The sequence below is a fragment of the Amycolatopsis sp. genome (assembly GCF_035276945.1).
Taxonomy (GTDB): Bacteria; Actinomycetota; Actinomycetes; order Mycobacteriales; family Pseudonocardiaceae; genus Amycolatopsis_E.
In genome coordinates this window covers 165,620-185,909 of the sequence record NZ_DATELF010000152.1, presented here as the reverse complement: position 1 = coordinate 185,909, position 20,290 = coordinate 165,620, and the positions used below count along the sequence as shown (strand labels likewise).

Here is a 20,290-nt window from a genome sequence, read left to right as displayed (position 1 = left end):
CGCCAGCGAAGGCAACAACCGCCTCATCAAACTCGAAGCACGCAACGCCTTCGGCTTCCGCAACCCCACCAACCAACGCCTCCGATCACGCACCGCAACCACCCGCAAGACCAGAGTCCCCGGTTAAACTCGAAGACCCGGCTTTCCGCGACATCTACGACCGGCTCGGCGTGCTGCTCACGCCCGAAGACTCCGCCGGTGAGTCGTTCTACAACCCGATGCTCGCCGGTACGATCGCCGAACTCGTGGACGCCGGAATCGCCGTCGACAGCCAAGGCGCGCTTGTCGTCTTCTCCCAGGAAGTGACCGGTCCCGAAGGAAACCCGGTGCCGCTCATGGTGCGCAAGAGCGATGGTGGCTACGGCTACGACACCACCGACCTGGCCACCATTCGCTACCGCATCCACGATCTCAAGGCGAGGCGGCTCCTTTATGTCACGGACGCACGTCAGGCCCTGCATTTCCGCCTGATCTTCGAAGCCGCCCGCCGGGCGGGCTGGCTCACCGAGAACATCGCGGCCGCGCACGTTCCCCACGGCACCGTGCTCGGACCGGACGGGCGGCCGTTCAAGACCCGGGCCGGCGGCACCGTCCGCCTGACGGACCTCATCGACGACGCGGTCGCCCGTGCCCGGACCGTCGTCGCGGAAAAAGACCCTGGCCTGGACGCGGCCGAACTCGACCTGATCGCGGAACAAGCCGGCATCGGCGCGGTCAAATACGCCGAACTGTCCACCTCCCGCACCAAGGACTACGCCTTCGACGTCGACCGCATGGTGTCCTTCACCGGCAATACCGGTGTCTATCTCCAATACGCGCACACCCGCATCCGTTCCATTCTCCGCAAGGCCGGCGACCCCGATGCGGCCGTCGACCCCGCCATTCCACTGGAGCCCGCCGAACGAGCCGTGGCATTGGAACTCGACGCCTACGCGGACACCCTGGCCGAGGTGAGCGAAAGCCTGGAGCCTCACCGCCTTTGCGGCTATCTCTACGACCTCGCGCGAGACTTCACCACCTTCTACGAGGCCTGCCCGGTGCTCAGCGCCGGGGAACCCGTCCGCGGGAACCGGCTCGCCCTCTGCCGGCTCACCGCCCGCACTCTCCACCATGGACTCGGTCTGCTCGGTATCACCGCGCCCGAACGGATGTAGGAACGGGCGCGGCTTACCGCGGTCACGAGTCTTTTGAGTGAATTTGCGGCTTCGTTGTCTGATTCGTTGCCAAACAAGGGGATCTTCGCCCATCTTGTCGGGCATGGGTGACACCAGGTTCTATTACGAACAATTGCGCGACCGGGCGCGGCGCCTGGTCAGGAAGCTCGATGACGCGATGACCGGGGTGCTGCTGGCCGACAGTGCCGTGGACGAGGTGACGAAGGCCGATATGGACAATCCCGGTGAGCTCTCGCCCACCGACGCGGCCGACCTCCGCCAGTCGATCGAGAACGCCTTGTTCGCGCTGCGGGCCGCGGAGCGCATCGCCGTCGAGCACGCCGCCGACGTGGGCAGGGCGATGCGGGCCTCACTCGCCGTCGATGCCGATGCCTCCGGTGAGGTAACGCTGCAGGGTCGGACCGATGGCGGTGACCACCGTCTCGACGTCCGCCGTCGCCAGCGGGGGGAACATCGCCACGTACCGGACCATGCCGAGCCCGATGATCTGTGACGCGCACAGGTTCGCGCGCAACTGCGGGTGGTCGGCCTCGATCCGTTCCACCACCCTGCCGAGGATTTCCTTGACCAGGAAGTCGCGGAGGCCGGTGGCGGCCTGGTCGTGAGCGGCCAGGCTGCGGATCAGAGCGGGGAAGACACCGCCCGAGGTGGCGTCCCACACCGTGACGAACCGGCGGACTATCCGCTCGCCGAGCTTGTCGATGTCACCCTCGAGCAGTGCGGTGACCAGCTCGGCCGGATCGAAGGGCAGTTTCAGGACCGCCTGGGCGAACAGCGCTTCCTTGCCGCCGAACCAGTGGTTGACCATCGCCGCGTCCACGCCGGCCCGCGCGGCGATGGTGCGGACGGTCGCGCCTTCGTAGCCGCTTTCCGAGAACACCTCGCGGGCGGCCTCGAGCAGGGCGGCGCGGGTATCCTGGCCGGCCGGACGACGGCCTCGGCGCTTGGTCCTTGGGCGTTGCTCAGCGCTGCTCATCGTTTCATCATGGACGCGTCCGCCAAACAATTCAACATGGCCTGAATTAACTCCCGGTGGATACCCGCGACGGCGGGAGCGGCACAATGACCCGCATGGTCCGTTCCGAACACACCGGCGCCGGGGGCCTCGGCTCGGTGAGCCCGACCCGTGACGAATTCCGCGCGCTCGCGCAAACGCGCCGGGTCATCCCGGTGGTCCGCACGCTGCTCGCCGACGGGGAGACGCCGGTGGGTGTCTACCGCAAGCTCGCCGCCCACCGGCCCGGCACCTTCCTGCTGGAGTCCGCCGAAAACGGGGAGTCCTGGTCGCGCTGGTCCTTCGTGGGCGTACGAAGCCCCGCCGCGCTGACCGTGCGGGACGGCCGGGCGGTCTGGGACGGCACGGTACCCGTCGGGCTGCCCACCGAAGGTGATCCCCTGACGGTACTGCGGGAGACCGTGCGGGCGCTGCACACCGAGCCGTTGCCCGGCATGCCCCCGCTGACCGGTGGCATGGTCGGCTACGTCGGCTACGACGCGGTCCGCTGGCTGGAGAAACTGCCGGAGCTGGCAGAGAAGGACCTCGACATCCCGGAGCTCACCATGCTCCTGGCCACCGACCTGGCCGCCTTCGACCATCACGAGGGCACCGTCACCCTTATCGCGAACGCCGTCAACTGGGACGACTCGCCGGAACGTGTCGACGCCGCCTACGACGACGCGGTCCGCCGCCTGGAGGCGATGACCGGCCGGCTGCGCGCCGCGGCACCGTCGACCACGGCCGTGTTCGAGCGTCCGGCGCCCGAGTTCGTCCGCCACCGCAGCCAGGAGGAATACCACGCGGCGGTGGAGAAGGCCGTCGAGGCGATCAAGGCCGGGGAAGCGTTCCAGATCGTGCCTTCGCAACGCTTCGAGATCGCGACCCACGCCGACGCGCTGGACATCTACCGCGTGCTGCGAACCTCCAATCCCAGCCCGTACATGTACCTCTTCCGGCTCGACGGGTTCGACATCGTCGGCTCCAGCCCCGAGGCGCTGGTGACGGTGCGGGACGGGCGTGCCACGACCCACCCCATCGCCGGAACCCGGTGGCGCGGCGTGGATCCCGAGGAGGACGCCCAACTGGCCAAGGACCTGCTGGCCGACGAGAAGGAGCGCGCCGAGCACCTCATGCTCGTCGACCTCGGCCGCAACGATCTCGGCAAGGTGTGCAAGCCGGGCACGGTGCACGTGGTCGACTTCTTCGTCATCGAGCGTTACAGCCACGTGATGCACATCGTCTCCACGGTCACCGGAGAACTTCGCGATGACCAAACGGCCTTCGACGCGGTCACCGCCTGCTTCCCGGCGGGCACCCTCTCGGGCGCGCCCAAGGTGCGGGCGATGGAGCTGATCGAGGAACTGGAACCGGTGCGGCGCGGCCTCTACGGTGGCATCGTCGGTTACCTGGACTTCGCCGGTGACGCCGACACGGCGATCGCGATCCGCACCGCGCTGGTGCGGGACGGCGTCGCGTATGTGCAGGCCGGCGGCGGCGTGGTCGCCGATTCGCAGCCGGACTACGAGGACAACGAATGCCTGAACAAGGCCCGTACGGTGCTGTCGGCGGTCGCCGCCGCGCAGACCATGGCTCCGGCACGGGCGCTGGATCCCAGCGATGACGTCGCCGGCGTCCAGTAAGCGTCCACTGTGGACGATCGTCGCGGCGTTGCTGCTCGGCGCGGCGGCGCTGTGGGGCGCCTCGCACCTGGTTTGGTCCGCGCACACGCGGGACGCCGGGGTACGCGGGATCGTCCTGGAAACCCGAACCGGCGCCGAGATTTCCGGTGCGCTGATCCCGTTGGCGCTGCTCGCGCTGGCGGGGGTCGCCGGCATGATCGCCACCGGCGGCTGGCCACGGCGCGCGCTCGGCGCGGTGCTGGCGATCGCGGGACTCGCCGCGTGCTGGGTTGCCGTTGACGGTATGCGCTGGAGTGGTTACCCGGCGGGCGCACCGCTGGCGCAGATCCTCGCCGGGCGTGGACTTGCCGCGTTCGGGGGAATTTTGGTGACGGTAGGAGGGTTGCTGGCGGTCAAGCGGGCGGCAAACATGCCGCGACTGGGTGCACGTTATTCGGCACCGAGCGTGAAAAAGACGGCCCGGGACTCCGATGCCGAGCTGTGGGAGGCACTCTCGGAGGGGGATGATCCGACTACCGATCGGTAGTTTTCCCCTTGTCCCAAGGAGTGTTCGACCCGAGACCGGTCCGCGTCCGGGCGGGGGCTAGCATCCTTTCTGCGGGAAGGGAAAGGTGTTTGTGAGCGTTCTCGAAGAAATCGTCGCGGGGGTGCGCGCCGACCTCGCCGAGCGTGAGAAGGCGCTCCCGTTCGACGAGTTGAAGCGACTGGCCGCACAGGCGCCCGCACCCAGGGATGCCAAGAGCGCGCTGCGTGAGTCGTCGATCGGTGTCATCGCCGAGGTCAAGCGCCGCAGCCCGTCCAAGGGTCTGCTGGCCGACATCGTCGCCCCGGCCGCGCTGGCCAAGGACTACGAGGACGCCGGTGCGCGGGTGATCAGCGTGCTCACCGAACGGCGCCGCTTCGGTGGGTCGCTGGCCGACCTCGACGCCGTGCGGTCCGTGGTCGACATTCCGGTGCTGCGCAAGGACTTCGTCGTCAGCCCCTACCAGGTGCACGAGGCGCGCGCGCACGGCGCCGACATGGTCCTGCTGATCGTCGCCGCGCTCGAGCAGAACGCGCTCGTTGCGCTGCTCGACCGGATCGAGTCGCTCGGGATGACCGCGCTGGTCGAGGTGCACAACGCCGAGGAGGCCGATCGCGCGCTGGAGGCCGGCGCGCGGGTGATCGGCATCAACGCCCGCAATCTGCACACCCTCGAGGTGGACCGCGACGTGTTCGGCCGCCTCGCCCCGGGGCTGCCCTTCGACGTGACGAAAGTGGCCGAGTCGGGTGTCCGTGGCCCCGGTGACCTGATGGCCTACGCCGGGCACGGCGCGGACGCGGTCCTCGTCGGTGAGGGCCTGGTCGCTTCCGGAGATCCGAAGGGTGCGCTGATCAAGCTGGTCACCGCGGGTTCGCACCCGGCATGCCCGCGGCCGAGCCGGTGAGGGATGCTGGGACCATGGGCGACCAGGGAACGGTCAAGGACGAGAAAGCGAGCGAGCACGACCCGGACGAGCGCGGTTACTGGGGCTCCTACGGCGGCCGGTTCATGCCGGAGGCGCTGATCGGCGTCGTGGACGAGGTCGCCGCCGAGTATGACAAGGCTCGCGTCGACCCGGACTTCCTGAACGAGTTCAAGCGGCTGCTGCGCGACTACGCGGGCAGGCCGTCGCTGCTCACCGAGGCGCTCCGGTTCGGCGAGCACGCCGGGGGCGCGCGGATCTTCCTCAAGCGCGAGGATCTCAACCACACCGGGTCCCACAAGATCAACAACGTGCTCGGTCAGGCGTTGCTCACCAGGCGGATGGGCAAGAAACGCGTCATCGCGGAGACCGGCGCGGGCCAGCACGGCGTCGCCACGGCCACCGCGTGCGCCCTGCTGGGCCTGGAGTGCGTGGTCTACATGGGCGAGGTGGACACCCAGCGGCAGGCGCTGAACGTGGCGCGGATGCGGCTGCTGGGCGCCGAGGTGGTCTCGGTCAAGACCGGTTCGCGCACGCTGAAGGACGCGATCAACGAGGCGCTGCGTGACTGGGTGACCAACGCCGACACCACGCACTACCTGTTCGGCACCGCCGCCGGGCCGTACCCGTTCCCGATGATGGTGCGCAACTTCCACAAGACGATCGGCGAGGAGGCGCGGCAGCAGGTCCTGGAACAGACCGGGCGGCTGCCGGACGCGGTCGCCGCGTGCGTGGGCGGTGGCTCCAACGCGATCGGCATCTTCCACGGCTTCATCGATGACCCGGACGTGCGGCTGGTCGGCCTGGAACCGGGTGGTGAGGGCCTGGAGTCCGGCCGGCACGGCGCGACCCTGACCAAGGGCACCCCGGGCAACCTGCACGGCGCGCTGTCCTACCTGCTGCAGGACGAGGACGGCCAGACCATCGAGTCGCACTCGATCTCCGCCGGTCTCGACTACCCGGGTGTGGGGCCCGAGCACGCGTGGCTCAAGGACAGCGGGCGCGCCGAGTACCGGCCGATCACCGACGCCGAGGCGATGGACGCGTTCAAGCTGCTGGCGCGCACCGAGGGCATCATCCCGGCGATCGAGTCCGCGCACGCGCTGGCCGGGGCGATCCAGTTGGGCCGTGAGCTCGGGCGCGAGGCGCTCATCCTGGTGAACCTGTCCGGGCGTGGCGACAAGGACATGGACACCGCGGCGAAGTACTTCGGATTGGTGGACTGACATGTCGGGGCTGGCGACAGTGTTCGAGGGGACCCGCGGCGAGGGGCGGGCGGCGCTGGCGGGTTACCTGCCCGTGGGCTACCCGACGCCGGTGGGCTCGAGGGACTCCTTCGCCGCGATGCTCGACGGCGGCGCGGACTTCGTCGAGGTCGGCGTGCCGTACTCGGACCCGGTGATGGACGGGCCGACCATTCAGCTCGCCGGTGAAACGGCGCTGAAGGCCGGGTTCAGGCTGAAGCACGTTTTCGAGGCCGTCGAGGGGGTTTCCGCGCGTGGGGGCAATGCGGTCGTGATGACCTACTGGAACCTCGTGCGCCGTTACGGTGTCGAGGCGTTCGCCCGTGATCTGGCCGCGGCCGGTGGACTGGGCATGATCACGCCGGACCTGATTCCCGACGAGGCCTCGGACTGGCTCGAAGCGTCACGGCGGCACGGGCTGGACCGGATCTTCCTGGTGGCACCGTCCTCCTCGGAAGAGCGGATCGACCGGACCGTGCGCGAGTGTTCCGGATTCGTCTACGCCACCGCGGTGATGGGCGTGACCGGCGCCCGGGACCAGGTCGGCGCGGGCGCGGCGGAGCTGGTCCGCCGGACCAGGGCCCACACGGATCTGCCCGTCGGCGTCGGGCTCGGCGTGCGTTCACGCGAGCAGGCCGCCGAGGTCGCGGGCTTCGCCGATGCCGTGATCGTCGGCTCCGCGCTGGTCACCCGGGCCGCCGAGGGACCGGAGCAGGTCCGCGCCCTCACCGCCGAACTCGCCGAGGGCGTCCGTCAGCCCGTCGCGGCCTGAGAACGGGGCTGGGGTCGCCCCCCCCCAGCGCACGCCGGTGTGGGCGCGCTGTGCCCGATCAGGAAGGCGCGAGTAGTTCGACGGTGGGGAAGTACGTTCGGTAACGAGCAACGTCCCTTTGTCGGCAGGCGAAACCGGGAAACCGCCGCGTGCGTCCCGATCCCCTGGTCAAGGCCATGATCTCGGCCGTCGTCATCGCGACGTCACCCCGGCCACGAAGACGTTCGACCAGTCGCCGTCCAGGTGGCAGGTTCGTAGTCGCCCGCCGGATCCGGACGCCATCAGCCTCCACGACGAATTCGACATCGTCACCTGGGCGCGGGCCCAAGGTTCAGGATCGGGTGCTCAAGTCGCAGCTCTACGCCGAGGCCGGCGTGCCCGACCACCTGCTGATCGACCCAGTGGCGACGACCGCCGTGGAGGCGACGCTGTTCGAGCTGTCCGAAAAGTACCGGGAGATCAGCCGTAGCGAAGCGGGAGTTGGCCATGAACCGCCCCTTCGCCGCGACCCTCGACCTCACCCGCTGAGGGTGCCGTGGCAGGCTGGGCGCCATGCCCAAGCCCACCCCGCTGCAGGTCCGCAACATCATCATGGCCGTGCTCATGGCCGCTGCCGCCGGGTGGAACACGTGGCGGGGCGGTCCGGTCTGGCTGACCGCGATCTTCGGTGTCGGCTGCGTGCTCGCCGCCGGCTCGGCGGCACTGAACGGACGCGAGCCGAACTGACCCGAGCCTTGCTGCCGGGCGTCTTGCCCGGCACGTTACGGTGGCCGGTGTGAATTCCGCTTCGGCTGTCTTCCTCGCCACGATCCCCAGCCCCGAGCGCGGCGTCTGGTATCTCGGGCCGTTGCCCATCCGGGCCTACGCGCTGTGCATCATCGCGGGCATCATCGTCGCCATCTGGTGGGGCGAGCGCCGCTGGGTGCAGCGTGGCGGGACGAAGGGCGCGGTGCTCGACATCGCGGTGTGGGCGGTGCCGTTCGGCCTGGTCGGCGGCCGGCTCTACCACGTCATCACCGACTCGTGGCGGTACTTCGGCGAGGGTAAGGACCCGGTCAGGGCGCTCTACATCTGGGACGGCGGGCTCGGCATCTGGGGCGCCATCGCGCTGGGTGCGCTCGGGGCGTGGATCGGCTGCCGCCGCAAGGGAATCCCGCTGCCGGCGATGGCCGACGCGATCGCCCCGGGGATCGTCACCGCGCAGGCCATCGGCCGGCTCGGCAACTACTTCAACCAGGAGCTCTACGGCGGGCACACCACACTGCCCTGGGGCCTGGAGATCTACCAGCGGTTCGATCCGAACAACCCGTCGATCCCCGACCAGGGGCCGGGCGGGGTGGCCTTCGGGCACATCCCGCTGCCGGACAGCCCCGTGCACCCGACCTTCCTCTACGAGCTGCTGTGGAACCTGGCCGTGGCGGGGTTGGTGGTGTGGGCGGACCGGCGGTTCCGGCTCGGGCACGGCCGGGCGTTCGCGCTCTACGTCGCCGGATACACCGCGGGCCGGTTCTGGATCGAACTGATGCGCACCGACGACGCGACACATGTGCTGGGCCTGCGGGTCAATGTGTGGACGGCCGTGCTCGTGTTCGCCGGCGCGGTCGTCTACTTCGTCCTGGCAGCCAAGCGCGGCCCGCGCGAGGATCCGGAGTCCCTGCGAATCGACGGGGAACCGGCCTCCGACGACGAACTGGAGAAAGCGGCGTCAACGGCGAACAAGTCCTCGTCCGGTGATCAGGGGGAGGTCGAGGGCGGTCAGTAGCCCTGGCGGGGCCGCGACCACCGCCGGGATCGCGTTCACCAGTCGCATGGCGGTCGCCTTGAGACCGGCCGTGTTGTGGTCCCCGTCGGAACCGGCCAGGCGCAGGTCGAGGGTGTAGTTCGGCTCGCCGGTGATCTCCACCCGGTAGCAGCCCTGGCCGGAGGGTTGCGGCCAGTCCGGACCGAGATCGGGACGCAGCCGCGTGACGTGCTCCAGCACGCACACCGCGTGTCCCCCGCGCATACCGCGCACCTCGAACCGCAGTGCGGCCGCGCTGCCCGCCGTGATCGTGCCGGAGGGGATCTCCAAGGTCTCCGGCGCTTCGAGCCGTTCGTAGCTTTCCTCGACGCCGTCCAGTTCGACGTCCAGCCCCGCCGCCAACTGGCGCACCACACTGCCCCAAGCCAGGCTGAGCACGCCGGGTTGCAGCAGCATCGGGGTCTCGCCGACCGGCTTGCCGAAGCCCATGATGTCGAAGAGCACCTTGCGGTTGTCGTAGGTGGAGTAGTCCAGGATCTCCAGGCATCGCACCTGGTCGATGCGCTCGCACACGCCGCTGAGCACGAGCGGCAGCCAGTCGTTGGCGAAACCCGGGTCGACGCCGTTGACCCAGAGCGAGGCGCCGCCTTCGACGGCCGCTTCCCGGACCGGGCGGGAGACCTCCTCGGGCACGACGCCGTCCGGGAACTGGAGGAACACCGGGCTGCTGGACACCACGTTGATTCCCGCTCGCAGGATCCGCCGCAGGTCTTCGAGTGCTTCCATCAGCCGGTCGTCGGCCATCGCCGTGTAGACCACGCAGTCGGGCTTCAGCGCGAGGACCGCTTCGGTGTCGTCCGTGGCGAGGACGCCGAGCGTGCGCCCCAGGCCGGCGAGCTCGCCCGCGTCCTTGCCCGCCTTCTCCGGACCGGACACCCAGACGCCCGCGAGCGTCAGCTCCGGGTGCGCGTCGATGCCGGCGATCGCGTGCCGTCCCACGTTTCCGGTGCTCCACTGCACCACCCGGTGGTTCACAGGTCCGGCAACCCGAGCTCGAGGTTGGGCGTCTGGATCCCGCCGTCCGCTTCGATGATCTTGCCGGTGACGTAGGCGCTCGCGGGGGAGGCGAGGTAGAGGATCGTCGCGGCGATGTCTTCGGGCTCGCCGATGCGCCGCAACGGGGTTGCGCCCTCCATCCTCTCCTTGATCTCGGGATTGCTGACCACGATGTCCAGCGCCGAGGTGGCCACCGAGCCGACGGCGATCGCGTTGACCCGGATCTTGGGCGCAAGGTCCAGCGCGGCCACGCGGGTGTAGTGGGCGAGCGCGGCCTTGGCGGTGCCGTAGGCGGCGAAACCGCGTCCGGCTATGCGTCCCATGACCGAGGAGATGTTGACGATCGCGCCGCCCCCGGCTTCGATCATGGCGGGTACCGCGGCGGTGGTCAGGGCATGCGCGTTGGACACGTTGAAGCGGAAGGCTTCTTCGAGGAAGTCGGCGGTGGTCTCCATCAGCGGGCGCGGGTAGGCGCCGCCGACGTTGTTCACCACGATGTCGAGCCTGCCGAAGGTCTCCACCGCCGCCTTCGCCAGGCCCGCCGCGGCTTGCGGGTCACTCAGGTCGGCGGGCACGACGTGTGCCTTGCGGCCGGCGTCCGCGACCCGCCGTGCCACCTCGGTCAGGTCGTTCTCGGTGCGCGAGGAGATCACCACGTCCGCACCCGCCTCGGCGAGCGCCACCGCCGCCGCCGCGCCGATACCGCGCCCGGACCCGGTCACCACGGCCACCTTGCCCGTGATCTGGAAACGATCAGTTATCACCTGGTGAACTGTAACAGGTTCTATACTGACTCAAGGCCGCTTCGGCCGGACCGGCGCCACGATCAACTCGCCGCCGGGCGCGGTCAGCACGTCGGCCTCCGCGCCGTAGTGCCGGGCCAGGACTCCGGGCGTCAGCACCTCGGCCGGGCCGCCGCTCGCCACGACCTCGCCGCCGGACAGCAGCAGCAACTGCTCCGCGTACTGCGCGGCGAAGGTCAGATCGTGCAATGTGGACACTACGGTTATGCCGTCCTCGCGGCGCAACCGGTCGACGAACTCCAGCAGCGCCTGGGCGTGCCCCACGTCCAGTCCGGTCGTCGGCTCGTCGAGCAGGAGGAGCCGGGCGCGCTGGGCCAGCACCCTGGCGAGTACGGTGAGTTGCCGTTCCCCACCGGAAAGCGTGCGCAGCGCCCGGCCGGCCAGATGGTCCAGTTCCAGCCGGGCCATCACCTCATCCACAATAGACAGATCGGCCACGCTCTCGCGGGCCAGCGGGCCGAGGTGTGGCGTGCGGCCAAGGAGAACGTAGTCGGTGACGGTGAGCCCGTCAGGCAGCACGGGGTTTTGTGGCGCGTAACCGACTACCCGCGCCCTTTCCTTGCGCGACAACCTGTCGGCGTGCTGCCCGCCAAGCAAGATTTCGCCCCGGAACGGTAGAAGTCCCGCCACGGTTTTGAGCAAAGTGGACTTTCCGGCGCCGTTCGGCCCGACCACGGCCAGCCAGCCACCGCTGGGCAGTTCCGCGGAAACCTCGTGTACCACGGGTTGCCTGGCGTAGCCGGCCCGCACGTCGCGCAGTCGAAGCGCGGTCACGTTCGCCTTCCGCGGCTCGAACGCAGCACCGCCACGAAGAACGGCGCGCCGGCGAACGCGGTCACCACGCCCAGCGGCAGTTCACCCGGCGTGATCGTGCGCGCGATCTGGTCGGCGACGACCAGGAACGCCGCGCCGCCGACCAGGGACAGCGGGATCACCACCCGATAACTCGCCCCGGCCAGCAGACGGACCACATGCGGCACCACGATGCCGACGAAACCGATCAGCCCGCTCACCGAGACCGCGGCGGCGGTCGCCAGTGATGCCGCCGACAGCAGCATCAGCCGGACCCGTCCCGGCCGGATGCCAAGGGAGGCCGCCTCCGCGTCGCCGAGCGTGAGCACGTCGAGCAGCCGTGCGGACAGGCACAGCACGACCGCGGCGACGCCGATATAAGGCAGCGCCAGCAGGACCTCGCGCCAGCCGCTGACGTTCAGCCCGCCCAGCATCCACGTGTAGACCTGCCGGATGGTCTCGGTGTTCAACTGCTGGACGAAGGTTTGCGTCGCGGTCAGGAAGGACGCGACCGCTACCCCGGCGAGGAGCAGCGTCGCCGTGCCGCCCTCGCCCGAGGTCCGGCCGAGCAGCCAGCTCAGCCCGACTCCGCCCAGCGCACCGGCGAACGCGGCCGCCGGCAGCCCCGCGGTCGCCGCCGGCGCCAACACCACGACCAGCGTTGCCGCCATGCCCGCCCCGGCGGCCGCACCCAGCAGATAAGGGTCGGCGAGCGGATTGCGGAACACACCTTGGAAAGTGGCGCCGGAAACGGCCAGCGCGGCGCCGACCAACCCGGCGAGCAGGACCCTTGGCACCCGCAGCTGCCAGACGATCGCCGCCTCCCGTTCGGACAGTGGCGAACGTCCTCCGGTCAGCTGAGCGGAAAGCTCGCGCAAGACCCGTTGCCAGCCAAGGTCGCTCGCGCCGATCAGGACCGCGGTGAGCAGAACCGCCACGAGGACCAGCAGCGCGATCACGAGGGTGCGCGCCGGGAGCCGGGTCCGCGCCATCGCGGCGGGACGCCGTTCGGCCAGACGCGTCACCGGGCCGCCGATGTCACCGCCCCGGAGACGGCGCGCACGAGGTCGACGATGCGAGGGCTCCAGCGGGACGCGAGAGCGTCGTCGAGTGGGAAAACGTGTCCCTGCTTGACGGCGGTGAGGGTGCTCCATCCCGGGCGCGCGGAAATCGTTTGCCCGTTCTGGCCACAGCACTTGCTGTCCGCCAGGAAGATCAGGGCGGGATCGGCCTGCAGGATGCGCTCCGGCGACAACTGGGGGTAACCACTTCCCGCCACGCCGTCGGCGATGCTGGTCAGCCCGAACCTGCCCAGGATCTGCCCGATGAAGGTCGCCGATGTCACGCTGTAGTAAGTCTGGTCGAGTTCGTAGTAGTAGCCGAGCGGCCGCGCGGGTTTCGGGGTACCGGCCACGATCTTGTCGACCTCGTCGCGGGTTTGCCGGGCCAGGCTCTCGCCCTCCGCCTGGTGCCCGGTCGCCTTGCCCAGCGACACGAACTCCGCGTAAGCCTCGTCGAGGGTCTTCGCGTCGGGCATGACCAGTGTCGGCACCGAAATCCGGGCCAGCGCGGCGGCCAGTGAGTTCGGATCGGCCGCCACCACGACCAGATCCGGGTGGTAGGCGGCGATCGCCTCGGGGTCGGGCGAGAGCGCGGAAAGCTGGGTGTGCGGGGCCTGCGCGGGATAGTCGGACGCCGAGTCGACCGCGGCCACCTGTGGGCCGGCGCCGAGCGCGAACAGTGTTTCGGTGGCGGACGGGGACAGCGACACGATCCGCCCGGGCCGCGCCGGGATGGTGACCGAGCCGACAGTGACCGGGAAGGCCGCCTCCGTGTCCGGCTTGGCCGTCGAGTCCTGATCCGGCGTGCGCGTCGCGCAACCACCAAGAAGGAGCAGTCCGGCGGCGAGGGCGAGGGCAAGGAGCTTTCTCGGCAAGGGGACCACCAACGTCGTTCTTCTCCCCGGCCAGCAGGCCGCTGACCAGCGTGAGGAACGCTACCACCGGTTGATCTAGCACCATGGGCGGCTGTTCACGTAGGCTTGACGGAATCGGGTGTGCGGGCGAGCCGAGTGAACGCCAGGCCGGATTCAGCCCATCAAGAACGATGTCGTTCGTCGCAGCCAGATCGTTACCGATCAGATGAGAAAATCCACACTGCGAACGGGTGCCGTCGTGTTTCCTGGGTGTTAAGGTCGCGCTAATCGGCGGGCCATCGTCGTCCCGAGCACAGCGAGAACCGGGGATTTCCCCACACTGAGCACGAAGACGACGAAGGAGGTCCTCGCATGATCTTCTCCGCCAACCCAGGCAAGCGGGGTCTGTACGACCCCGCCACCGAGCGGGATTCCTGCGGTGTGGCCATGGTGGCCGACATCCGTGGCCGACGGTCGCACAAGATCATAACCGACGGGTTGACGGCCCTGATCAACCTCGACCACCGTGGCGCCGCGGGGGCCGAGCCGACCTCCGGCGACGGCGCCGGCATCCTGATCCAGCTCCCGGACGAGTTCCTGCGTGCCGAAGCGGGTTTCGAACTGCCCGCCGCCGGCCAGTACGCGGCCGGGCTGGCGTTTCTCCCGGACGACGCCGAGCGGCGGAACAAGGCGATCGGCCTGATCGAGCGGCTCGCCGAGGAGGAGGGCCTCGACGTGCTCGGCTGGCGGGAGGTGCCCACCGACGTCGACGGCGCGAACATCGGGCCCACCGCCCGTTCCGTCATGCCGCACTTCGCCATGCTGTTCGTCGCCGGGAAGCCGGACGCGCAGGGACGATGTCCGGCGGGGATCGACCTGGACCGCCTGACCTTCTGCCTGCGCAAGCGGGCCGAGAACGACAGCATCACCGCCGAGTGCGGCACCTACTTCCCGTCGCTGTCCGCGCGCACCCTTGTCTACAAGGGAATGGTCACGCCAGAGCAGCTCGCGGCGTTCTTCGTCGACCTGCGCGACCAGCGCCTCGCCAGTGCGATCGCGCTGGTGCACAGCCGGTTCTCCACGAACACCTTCCCCTCGTGGCCGCTGGCCCACCCGTTCCGGTTCGTCGCGCACAACGGGGAGATCAACACCATCCGCGGCAACCGGAACCGCATGCGGGCCCGTGAGGCGCTGCTGGAGTCCGCGGACATCCCTGGCGACATTTCCCGGCTGTACCCGATCTGCTCACCCGAGGCGTCGGACTCGGCGTCCTTCGACGAGGTGCTCGAACTACTGAATCTGGGCGGGCGCAGCCTGCCGCACGCGGTGCTGATGATGATCCCGGAGGCGTGGGAAAACCACGACACCATGGACCCGAAGCGCCGCGCCTTCTACCAGTTCCACGCCAGCCTCATGGAGCCGTGGGACGGCCCGGCGTGCGTGACCTTCACCGACGGCACGCTGGTCGGCGCGGTGCTCGACCGCAACGGCCTCCGCCCCGCGCGCTGGTGGCGCACCGCCGATGACCGGGTCGTGCTGGCCAGCGAGGCCGGCGTGCTCGACGTGCCGCCGGACGAGGTGGTGGCCAAGGGACGGCTCAAGCCCGGGCGGATGTTCCTGGTGGACACCGGTACCGGCAAGATCGTCAACGACGACGAGATCAAGACCGGACTCGCCGAGCAGCAGCCGTACGCGGAGTGGTTGCACGCTGGCCTGCTGCAGCTGGCCGACCTGCCCGACCGCGATCACGTTACGCAGAGCCACGATGCGGTCCTGCGGCGTCAACTTTCCTTCGGCTACACCGAAGAGGAGCTGAAGATCCTGCTCGCGCCGATGGCGCGCAACGGTGCGGAGCCGATCGGGTCGATGGGCACGGACACCCCGCCCGCGATGCTGTCCAAGCGGTCGCGGCAGCTCTACGACTACTTCAAGCAGGGCTTCGCGCAGGTGACCAACCCGCCGCTGGACGCGATCCGCGAGGAGCTGGTCACGTCGATGAGCCGGATCATGGGCCCGGAGTGCAACCTGCTCAGCCCCGGCCCGGCCACCTGCCGGCACATCCAGCTGCCGTACCCGGTGATCGACAACGACGAGCTCGCCAAGCTCATTCACATCAACGACGACGGCGACCTTCCCGGCTTCGCCTGCACCGTGCTTTCCGGACTGTTCGAAGTGGAGGGTGGGGGCAAGGCGCTGGCGGAGGCGATCGAGCGAGTACGGCGCGAGGCGTCCGAGGCGATCGCGGCCGGTGCCCGCACCCTGGTGCTGTCCGATCGCGACTCCGACCACCGGATGGCGCCGATTCCTTCGCTGCTCCTGGTCTCCGCGGTGCACCACCACCTGGTCCGGACCAAGGAACGGCTGCGGGTCGCGCTCGTGGTGGAGACCGGCGATGCCCGAGAGGTCCACCACGTCGCGCTCCTGCTCGGCTACGGCGCCGCCGCGGTGAACCCGTACCTCGCCTTCGAGACCATCGAGGACATGATCGCGCAGGGCACGCTCACCGGGACCGAGCCGCGCCAGGCGATCCGCAACTATGTCAAGGCGCTGGTCAAGGGCGTGTTGAAGATCATGTCCAAAATGGGCATCTCGACCGTCGGCGCGTACACCGCAGCGCAGGTCTTCGAGGGGCTCGGCCTGTCCCAGGAACTGCTCGACGAGTACTTCACCGGCACCGTGTCGAAGCTCGGCGGCGTCGGCCTCGACGTGCTCGCCGAAGAGGTCGCGGTCCGGCACCGCAGGGCGTACCCGGACAACCCGACCGACCGCGTGCACCGCCGGCTCGAAAGCGGCGGCGAGTACGCCTATCGCCGTGAGGGCGAGCTGCACCTGTTCACCCCGGAGACGGTGTTCCTCCTGCAGCACGCCAGCAAGACCCGCCGTGACGAGGCCTACCGCGCGTACGTGGACGAGGTGCACCGGCTGGCCCGTGAGGGCGGCCTGTTGCGCGGGCTGCTCAAGTTCCGTGAGCGGGAGCCCGTGCCGATTGAGGAAGTCGAGTCTGTCGAGTCGATCTGGAAGCGCTTCAACACCGGCGCGATGTCCTACGGCTCGATCTCCGCGGAGGCGCACCAGACGCTGGCCATCGCGATGAACCGGATCGGCGGGCGCTCCAACACCGGTGAGGGCGGCGAGGACGCCGAGCGGCTTTACGACCCGGAGCGGCGCAGCGCGATCAAGCAGGTCGCCAGCGGCCGGTTCGGGGTGACCAGCGAGTACCTGGTCAACGCCGACGACATCCAGATCAAGATGGCGCAGGGTGCCAAGCCCGGCGAGGGTGGCCAGCTCCCGCCGAACAAGGTGTACCCGTGGATCGCGCGGACCCGGCATTCCACGCCCGGCGTCGGGCTGATCTCGCCGCCGCCGCACCACGACATCTACTCGATCGAGGACCTGGCCCAGCTGATCCACGACCTGAAGAACGCCAACGAAAAGGCGCGGATCCACGTCAAACTGGTGAGCACGCTCGGCGTCGGCACGGTGGCGGCGGGCGTGTCGAAGGCGCACGCGGACGTGGTGCTGATCTCGGGCCACGACGGCGGCACCGGCGCTTCGCCGCTCAACTCGCTCAAGCACGCCGGCACCCCGTGGGAGATCGGGCTCGCCGAAACCCAGCAAACGTTGATGCTCAACGGTTTGCGGGACCGGATCACCGTCCAGGTGGACGGCGCGATGAAGACCGGGCGGGACGTGGTGATCGCCGCGCTGCTCGGTGCCGAGGAATACGGCTTCGCCACCGCGCCACTGATCGTGGCCGGGTGCATCATGATGCGGGTCTGCCATCTGGACACCTGTCCCGTCGGTGTCGCGACCCAGAGCCCGGACCTGCGCAAGCGCTACACCGGGCAGGCCGAGCACGTGGTGAACTACTTCCGGTTCGTCGCGGAGGAGGTCCGGGAAACGCTTGCCGCGCTGGGCTTCCGCACCCTGGACGAGGCGATCGGCCGCGCCGACGCGCTCGACGTCGACGAGGCCGTCGAGCACTGGAAGGCCAAGGGTCTGGACCTCGCGCCGATCTTCGAAATGCCCACCCGTCTCCCACTGCCACCCGCAACGGAGGCGCAGGGCGCCGCTGCCTCGACCCAGGACACGCCGTACGGCGGGGCGCGCCGCAAGATCCGTGAGCAGGACCACGGGCTGGACCACGCGCTCGACCGCACACTCATCCAGCTCGCCGAGGCGGCGCTGGAGGACGCGCACCCGGTCCGGCTGGAACTGCCGGTCCGCAACGTGAACCGGACCGTCGGCACCCTGCTCGGGTCGGAGATCACCCGCCGCTACGGCGGGCAAGGGCTGCCCGACGAGACCATCCACATCAGACTCCTCGGTTCGGCGGGCCAGTCGCTGGGCGCGTTTCTGCCGCGCGGGGTCACCCTGGAGATGGTCGGCGACGCCAACGACTACGTCGGCAAGGGCCTCTCCGGCGGGCGGATCATCGTCCGCCCGCACCCGCACGCGACCTTCGCGGCCGAGCGGCAGGTGATCGCGGGCAACACCCTCGCCTACGGCGCGACCGGCGGCGAGATGTTCCTGCGCGGCCAGGTCGGCGAGCGGTTCTGTGTGCGGAACTCGGGCGCCGTGGTGGTCGCCGAAGGGGTGGGGGACCACGCCTTCGAGTACATGACCGGAGGCCGGGCCGTCGTGCTCGGGCCGACCGGCCGCAACCTCGCCGCGGGCATGTCCGGCGGTGTCGGATACGTCCTCGACCTCGACTTCGCCGACGTGAACCGGGAAATGGTCGAACTGCTCCCGCTGGAGCCCGAGGACCTCAACTGGCTCAAGCAGATCGTCACCCGGCACTACGACCTGACCCGCTCCAGTGTGGCCGCCTCCCTGCTGGGCGACTGGCCGCGGCGTTCGGCGTCCTTCACCAAGGTGATGCCGCGCGACTACGCGCGCGTGCTCGAGGCGATGAAGGCTGCCAAGGCCAGCGGCCGGGACGTGGACGAGGCGGTCATGGAGGTAGCGTCGCGTGGCTGAGGTGCGTCGCGGCAACCAAGGCGACAGAGCGCGCCCCCGCGGTGGGCGCGCAGACTGGTGATGAGGAAGTTGCGTCGCGTAGCTGACCTACGCCGCGACGAGGAGGACATACGTGGCTGACCCCAAAGGGTTCATGAAGTTCGAGCGCGCGGAGCCGAAGAAGCGGACCCACGAAGAGCGCGTGCACGACTGGCGCGAGGTCTACGCCGACGTCGACCCGGCCGAGCGCGACAAGCAGGTCCGCACGCAGGCCACCCGGTGCATGGACTGCGGCATCCCGTTCTGCCACTCGGGCAGTTCGGGCTGCCCGCTGGGCAACCTGATTCCGGAGTGGAACGACCTGGTCCGCCAGGGTCACTGGGCGGCGGCCAGCGACCGTCTCCATGCGACGAACAATTTCCCGGAGTTCACCGGGAAGCTCTGCCCGGCGCCGTGTGAGGCGGGCTGCGTCCTGTCGATCTCGCCGCTGTCCGGCGGGCCGGTGGCGATCAAGCGCGTCGAGGCCACCATCGCGGAGAAGTCGTGGGAACTGGGCCTGGTCGAGCCACAGGCCGCCGAAGTCGTCTCCGGGCAGCGGGTGGCGGTCGTCGGGTCCGGGCCCGCGGGTTTGGCGGCGGCGCAGCAGCTGACCCGGGCGGGGCACGAGGTCACCGTGTTCGAGCGGGACGACCGGCTCGGCGGCCTGCTGCGCTACGGCATCCCCGCGTTCAAAATGGAAAAGAAGCACCTCGACAAGCGGCTCGCGCAGCTGAAGAAGGAGGGCACGAAGTTCGTCACCTCCTGCGAGGTCGGCGTCGACGTCACGGTCGAGGAACTGCGTGCGTCCTACGATGCCGTGGTGCTGGCGGTGGGCGCGTTGCGCGCTCGTGACGATACCGCCACCTCCGGCCGGGAGCTCGCCGGAATCCACCTGGCGATGGAACACCTGGTGGAGGCCAACCGCCAGTGCGAGGGCGACGGTCCACCGGAGATCGACGCGGCGGGCAAGCACGTGGTCGTCATCGGCGGCGGCGACACCGGCGCCGACTGCTACGGCACCGCGACCCGGCAGGGCGCGCTGTCGGTGACCCAGCTCGACCAGTACCCGATGCCGCCGACCACCCGCGACGACGACCGTTCACCGTGGCCGACCTGGCCCTACGTGCTGCGCACCTACCCGGCACACGAGGAGTTCGGCGAGCGGACGTTCGGCGTCGCGGTCAAGCGGTTCGTCGGCGACGAGGGCCACGTGCGCGCCATCGAACTGCAGAAAGTACGGGTGTCGCGGGACAAGGAGACGGGGCGCCGCGAGGTCGTCCAGCTCGGCGACGAGACCGAGGAGATCCCCGCCGACCTGGTGCTGCTGGCGATCGGCTTCGACGGCGTGGAACACATGCGCCTGCTCGACGACCTGGGCCTGAAGCTCAGCCCCCGGGGCAACCTGTCGTGCGGCCCGGACTGGCAGACCGACGCCCCCGGCGTGTTCGTCTGCGGCGACGCCCACCGCGGCGCCTCCCTGGTCGTCTGGGCCATCGCGGAAGGCCGCTCGGTCGCCCACGCCGTCGACAGTTACCTCACGGGGGCGTCGGACCTTCCCGCCCCCGTTCACCCGACCGCTTTGCCGCTGGCTGTGGTGTGATTTCGCCGCTGGAGGTGAGCTTCGCGCCCTGCCGGGCAACGGCAGGACGGCGAAGCTCACCTCCGGTGAACGGTCCAGCCGTCGTCGGCTGCTGACGACCCGGGAGTTACGG

16 protein-coding genes are annotated in these 20,290 nt (G+C 69.6%); 10 read left to right on the top strand and 6 right to left on the bottom strand.

What is annotated here, in order from left to right; all coding sequences use genetic code 11:
- The first annotated feature begins 152 nt into the window (after positions 1-152).
- Positions 153-1,154, top strand: coding sequence for an arginine--tRNA ligase (gene argS, locus VJT49_RS27290; RefSeq protein WP_324167792.1), 1,002 nt, complete (start codon positions 153-155; stop codon positions 1,152-1,154).
- Positions 1,155-1,524: 370 nt separating this feature from the next.
- On the opposite strand, the gene VJT49_RS27285 is transcribed toward argS, so the two are convergent.
- The gene (locus VJT49_RS27285) at positions 1,525-2,151 is read right to left on the bottom strand and encodes a TetR/AcrR family transcriptional regulator (protein ID WP_324167777.1); all 627 of its coding nucleotides are present in this window, start codon (positions 2,149-2,151) and stop codon (positions 1,525-1,527) included.
- Between the two features lie 95 nt (positions 2,152-2,246).
- On the opposite strand from VJT49_RS27285, the gene VJT49_RS27280 reads away from it, so the two are divergent.
- From VJT49_RS27280 to lgt, 7 genes are all read left to right on the top strand, one after another.
- Entirely contained in the window at positions 2,247-3,812 is a 1,566-nt protein-coding gene (locus VJT49_RS27280; protein WP_324167776.1) for an anthranilate synthase component I, read from the top strand.
- Complete coding sequence (locus VJT49_RS27275) at positions 3,790-4,338, top strand: Trp biosynthesis-associated membrane protein (RefSeq protein ID WP_324167775.1); 549 nt, start codon at positions 3,790-3,792, stop codon at positions 4,336-4,338. The genes VJT49_RS27280 and VJT49_RS27275 overlap by 23 nt, the downstream gene beginning before the upstream one ends.
- 91 nt (positions 4,339-4,429) lie before the next feature.
- Entirely contained in the window at positions 4,430-5,239 is an 810-nt protein-coding gene (gene trpC, locus VJT49_RS27270; RefSeq protein ID WP_324167774.1) for an indole-3-glycerol phosphate synthase TrpC, read from the top strand.
- Positions 5,240-5,253: 14 nt separating this feature from the next.
- On the top strand, positions 5,254-6,483 hold the full coding sequence (gene trpB, locus VJT49_RS27265) for a tryptophan synthase subunit beta (protein ID WP_324167773.1): 1,230 nt from the start codon (positions 5,254-5,256) through the stop codon (positions 6,481-6,483).
- Between the two features lies 1 nt (position 6,484).
- Entirely contained in the window at positions 6,485-7,273 is a 789-nt protein-coding gene (trpA, locus tag VJT49_RS27260; protein WP_324167772.1) for a tryptophan synthase subunit alpha, read from the top strand.
- A 552-nt stretch (positions 7,274-7,825) separates the two neighbouring features.
- On the top strand, positions 7,826-7,999 hold the full coding sequence (locus tag VJT49_RS27255; protein WP_324167771.1) for a hypothetical protein: 174 nt from the start codon (positions 7,826-7,828) through the stop codon (positions 7,997-7,999).
- Between the two features lie 40 nt (positions 8,000-8,039).
- On the top strand, positions 8,040-9,035 hold the full coding sequence (gene lgt, locus VJT49_RS27250; protein ID WP_324167770.1) for a prolipoprotein diacylglyceryl transferase: 996 nt from the start codon (positions 8,040-8,042) through the stop codon (positions 9,033-9,035).
- Here lgt and VJT49_RS27245 read toward each other — a convergent pair.
- From VJT49_RS27245 to VJT49_RS27225, 5 genes are read right to left on the bottom strand one after another with little or no spacing between them, the layout of a single operon-like run.
- Positions 8,979-10,049, bottom strand: coding sequence for a diacylglycerol kinase (locus VJT49_RS27245; RefSeq protein WP_324167769.1), 1,071 nt, complete (start codon positions 10,047-10,049; stop codon positions 8,979-8,981). The two genes, lgt and VJT49_RS27245, sit on opposite strands and share 57 nt — an antisense overlap.
- Positions 10,046-10,834, bottom strand: a complete 789-nt coding sequence (locus VJT49_RS27240; RefSeq protein ID WP_324167768.1) for an SDR family oxidoreductase — start codon at positions 10,832-10,834, stop codon at positions 10,046-10,048. Before VJT49_RS27240 ends, VJT49_RS27245 begins: the two co-directional genes overlap by 4 nt.
- Before the next feature lie 30 nt (positions 10,835-10,864).
- The gene (locus tag VJT49_RS27235; RefSeq protein WP_324167767.1) at positions 10,865-11,647 is read right to left on the bottom strand and encodes an ABC transporter ATP-binding protein; all 783 of its coding nucleotides are present in this window, start codon (positions 11,645-11,647) and stop codon (positions 10,865-10,867) included.
- Positions 11,644-12,657, bottom strand: a complete 1,014-nt coding sequence (locus tag VJT49_RS27230) for an iron ABC transporter permease (RefSeq protein WP_324167791.1) — start codon at positions 12,655-12,657, stop codon at positions 11,644-11,646. The genes VJT49_RS27235 and VJT49_RS27230 overlap by 4 nt, the downstream gene beginning before the upstream one ends.
- A 29-nt stretch (positions 12,658-12,686) precedes the next feature.
- Positions 12,687-13,610, bottom strand: a complete 924-nt coding sequence (locus tag VJT49_RS27225; RefSeq protein ID WP_324167790.1) for a helical backbone metal receptor — start codon at positions 13,608-13,610, stop codon at positions 12,687-12,689.
- A gap of 342 nt (positions 13,611-13,952) precedes the next feature.
- Between VJT49_RS27225 and gltB the strand changes: the two genes are divergently transcribed.
- Both gltB and VJT49_RS27215 read left to right on the top strand, forming a co-directional pair.
- Positions 13,953-18,560 (top strand): glutamate synthase large subunit, encoded by a 4,608-nt coding sequence (gene gltB, locus VJT49_RS27220; protein ID WP_324167766.1) that lies wholly within the window; start codon positions 13,953-13,955, stop codon positions 18,558-18,560.
- Between the two features lie 112 nt (positions 18,561-18,672).
- The gene (locus VJT49_RS27215) at positions 18,673-20,178 is read left to right on the top strand and encodes a glutamate synthase subunit beta (protein WP_324167765.1); all 1,506 of its coding nucleotides are present in this window, start codon (positions 18,673-18,675) and stop codon (positions 20,176-20,178) included.
- Positions 20,179-20,290 lie beyond the last annotated feature (112 nt).

Coding starts and splice junctions, on each gene's coding strand:
- VJT49_RS27285 (WP_324167777.1), bottom strand. CDS start 2,151: ATGAGCAGCGCTGAGCAACGCCCAAGGACCAAGCGCCGAGGCCGTCGT.
- VJT49_RS27280 (WP_324167776.1), top strand. CDS start 2,247: ATGGTCCGTTCCGAACACACCGGCGCCGGGGGCCTCGGCTCGGTGAGC.
- VJT49_RS27275 (WP_324167775.1), top strand. CDS start 3,790: ATGACGTCGCCGGCGTCCAGTAAGCGTCCACTGTGGACGATCGTCGCG.
- trpB (WP_324167773.1), top strand. CDS start 5,254: ATGGGCGACCAGGGAACGGTCAAGGACGAGAAAGCGAGCGAGCACGAC.
- trpA (WP_324167772.1), top strand. CDS start 6,485: ATGTCGGGGCTGGCGACAGTGTTCGAGGGGACCCGCGGCGAGGGGCGG.
- VJT49_RS27255 (WP_324167771.1), top strand. CDS start 7,826: ATGCCCAAGCCCACCCCGCTGCAGGTCCGCAACATCATCATGGCCGTG.
- VJT49_RS27230 (WP_324167791.1), bottom strand. CDS start 12,657: ATGGCGCGGACCCGGCTCCCGGCGCGCACCCTCGTGATCGCGCTGCTG.
- gltB (WP_324167766.1), top strand. CDS start 13,953: ATGATCTTCTCCGCCAACCCAGGCAAGCGGGGTCTGTACGACCCCGCC.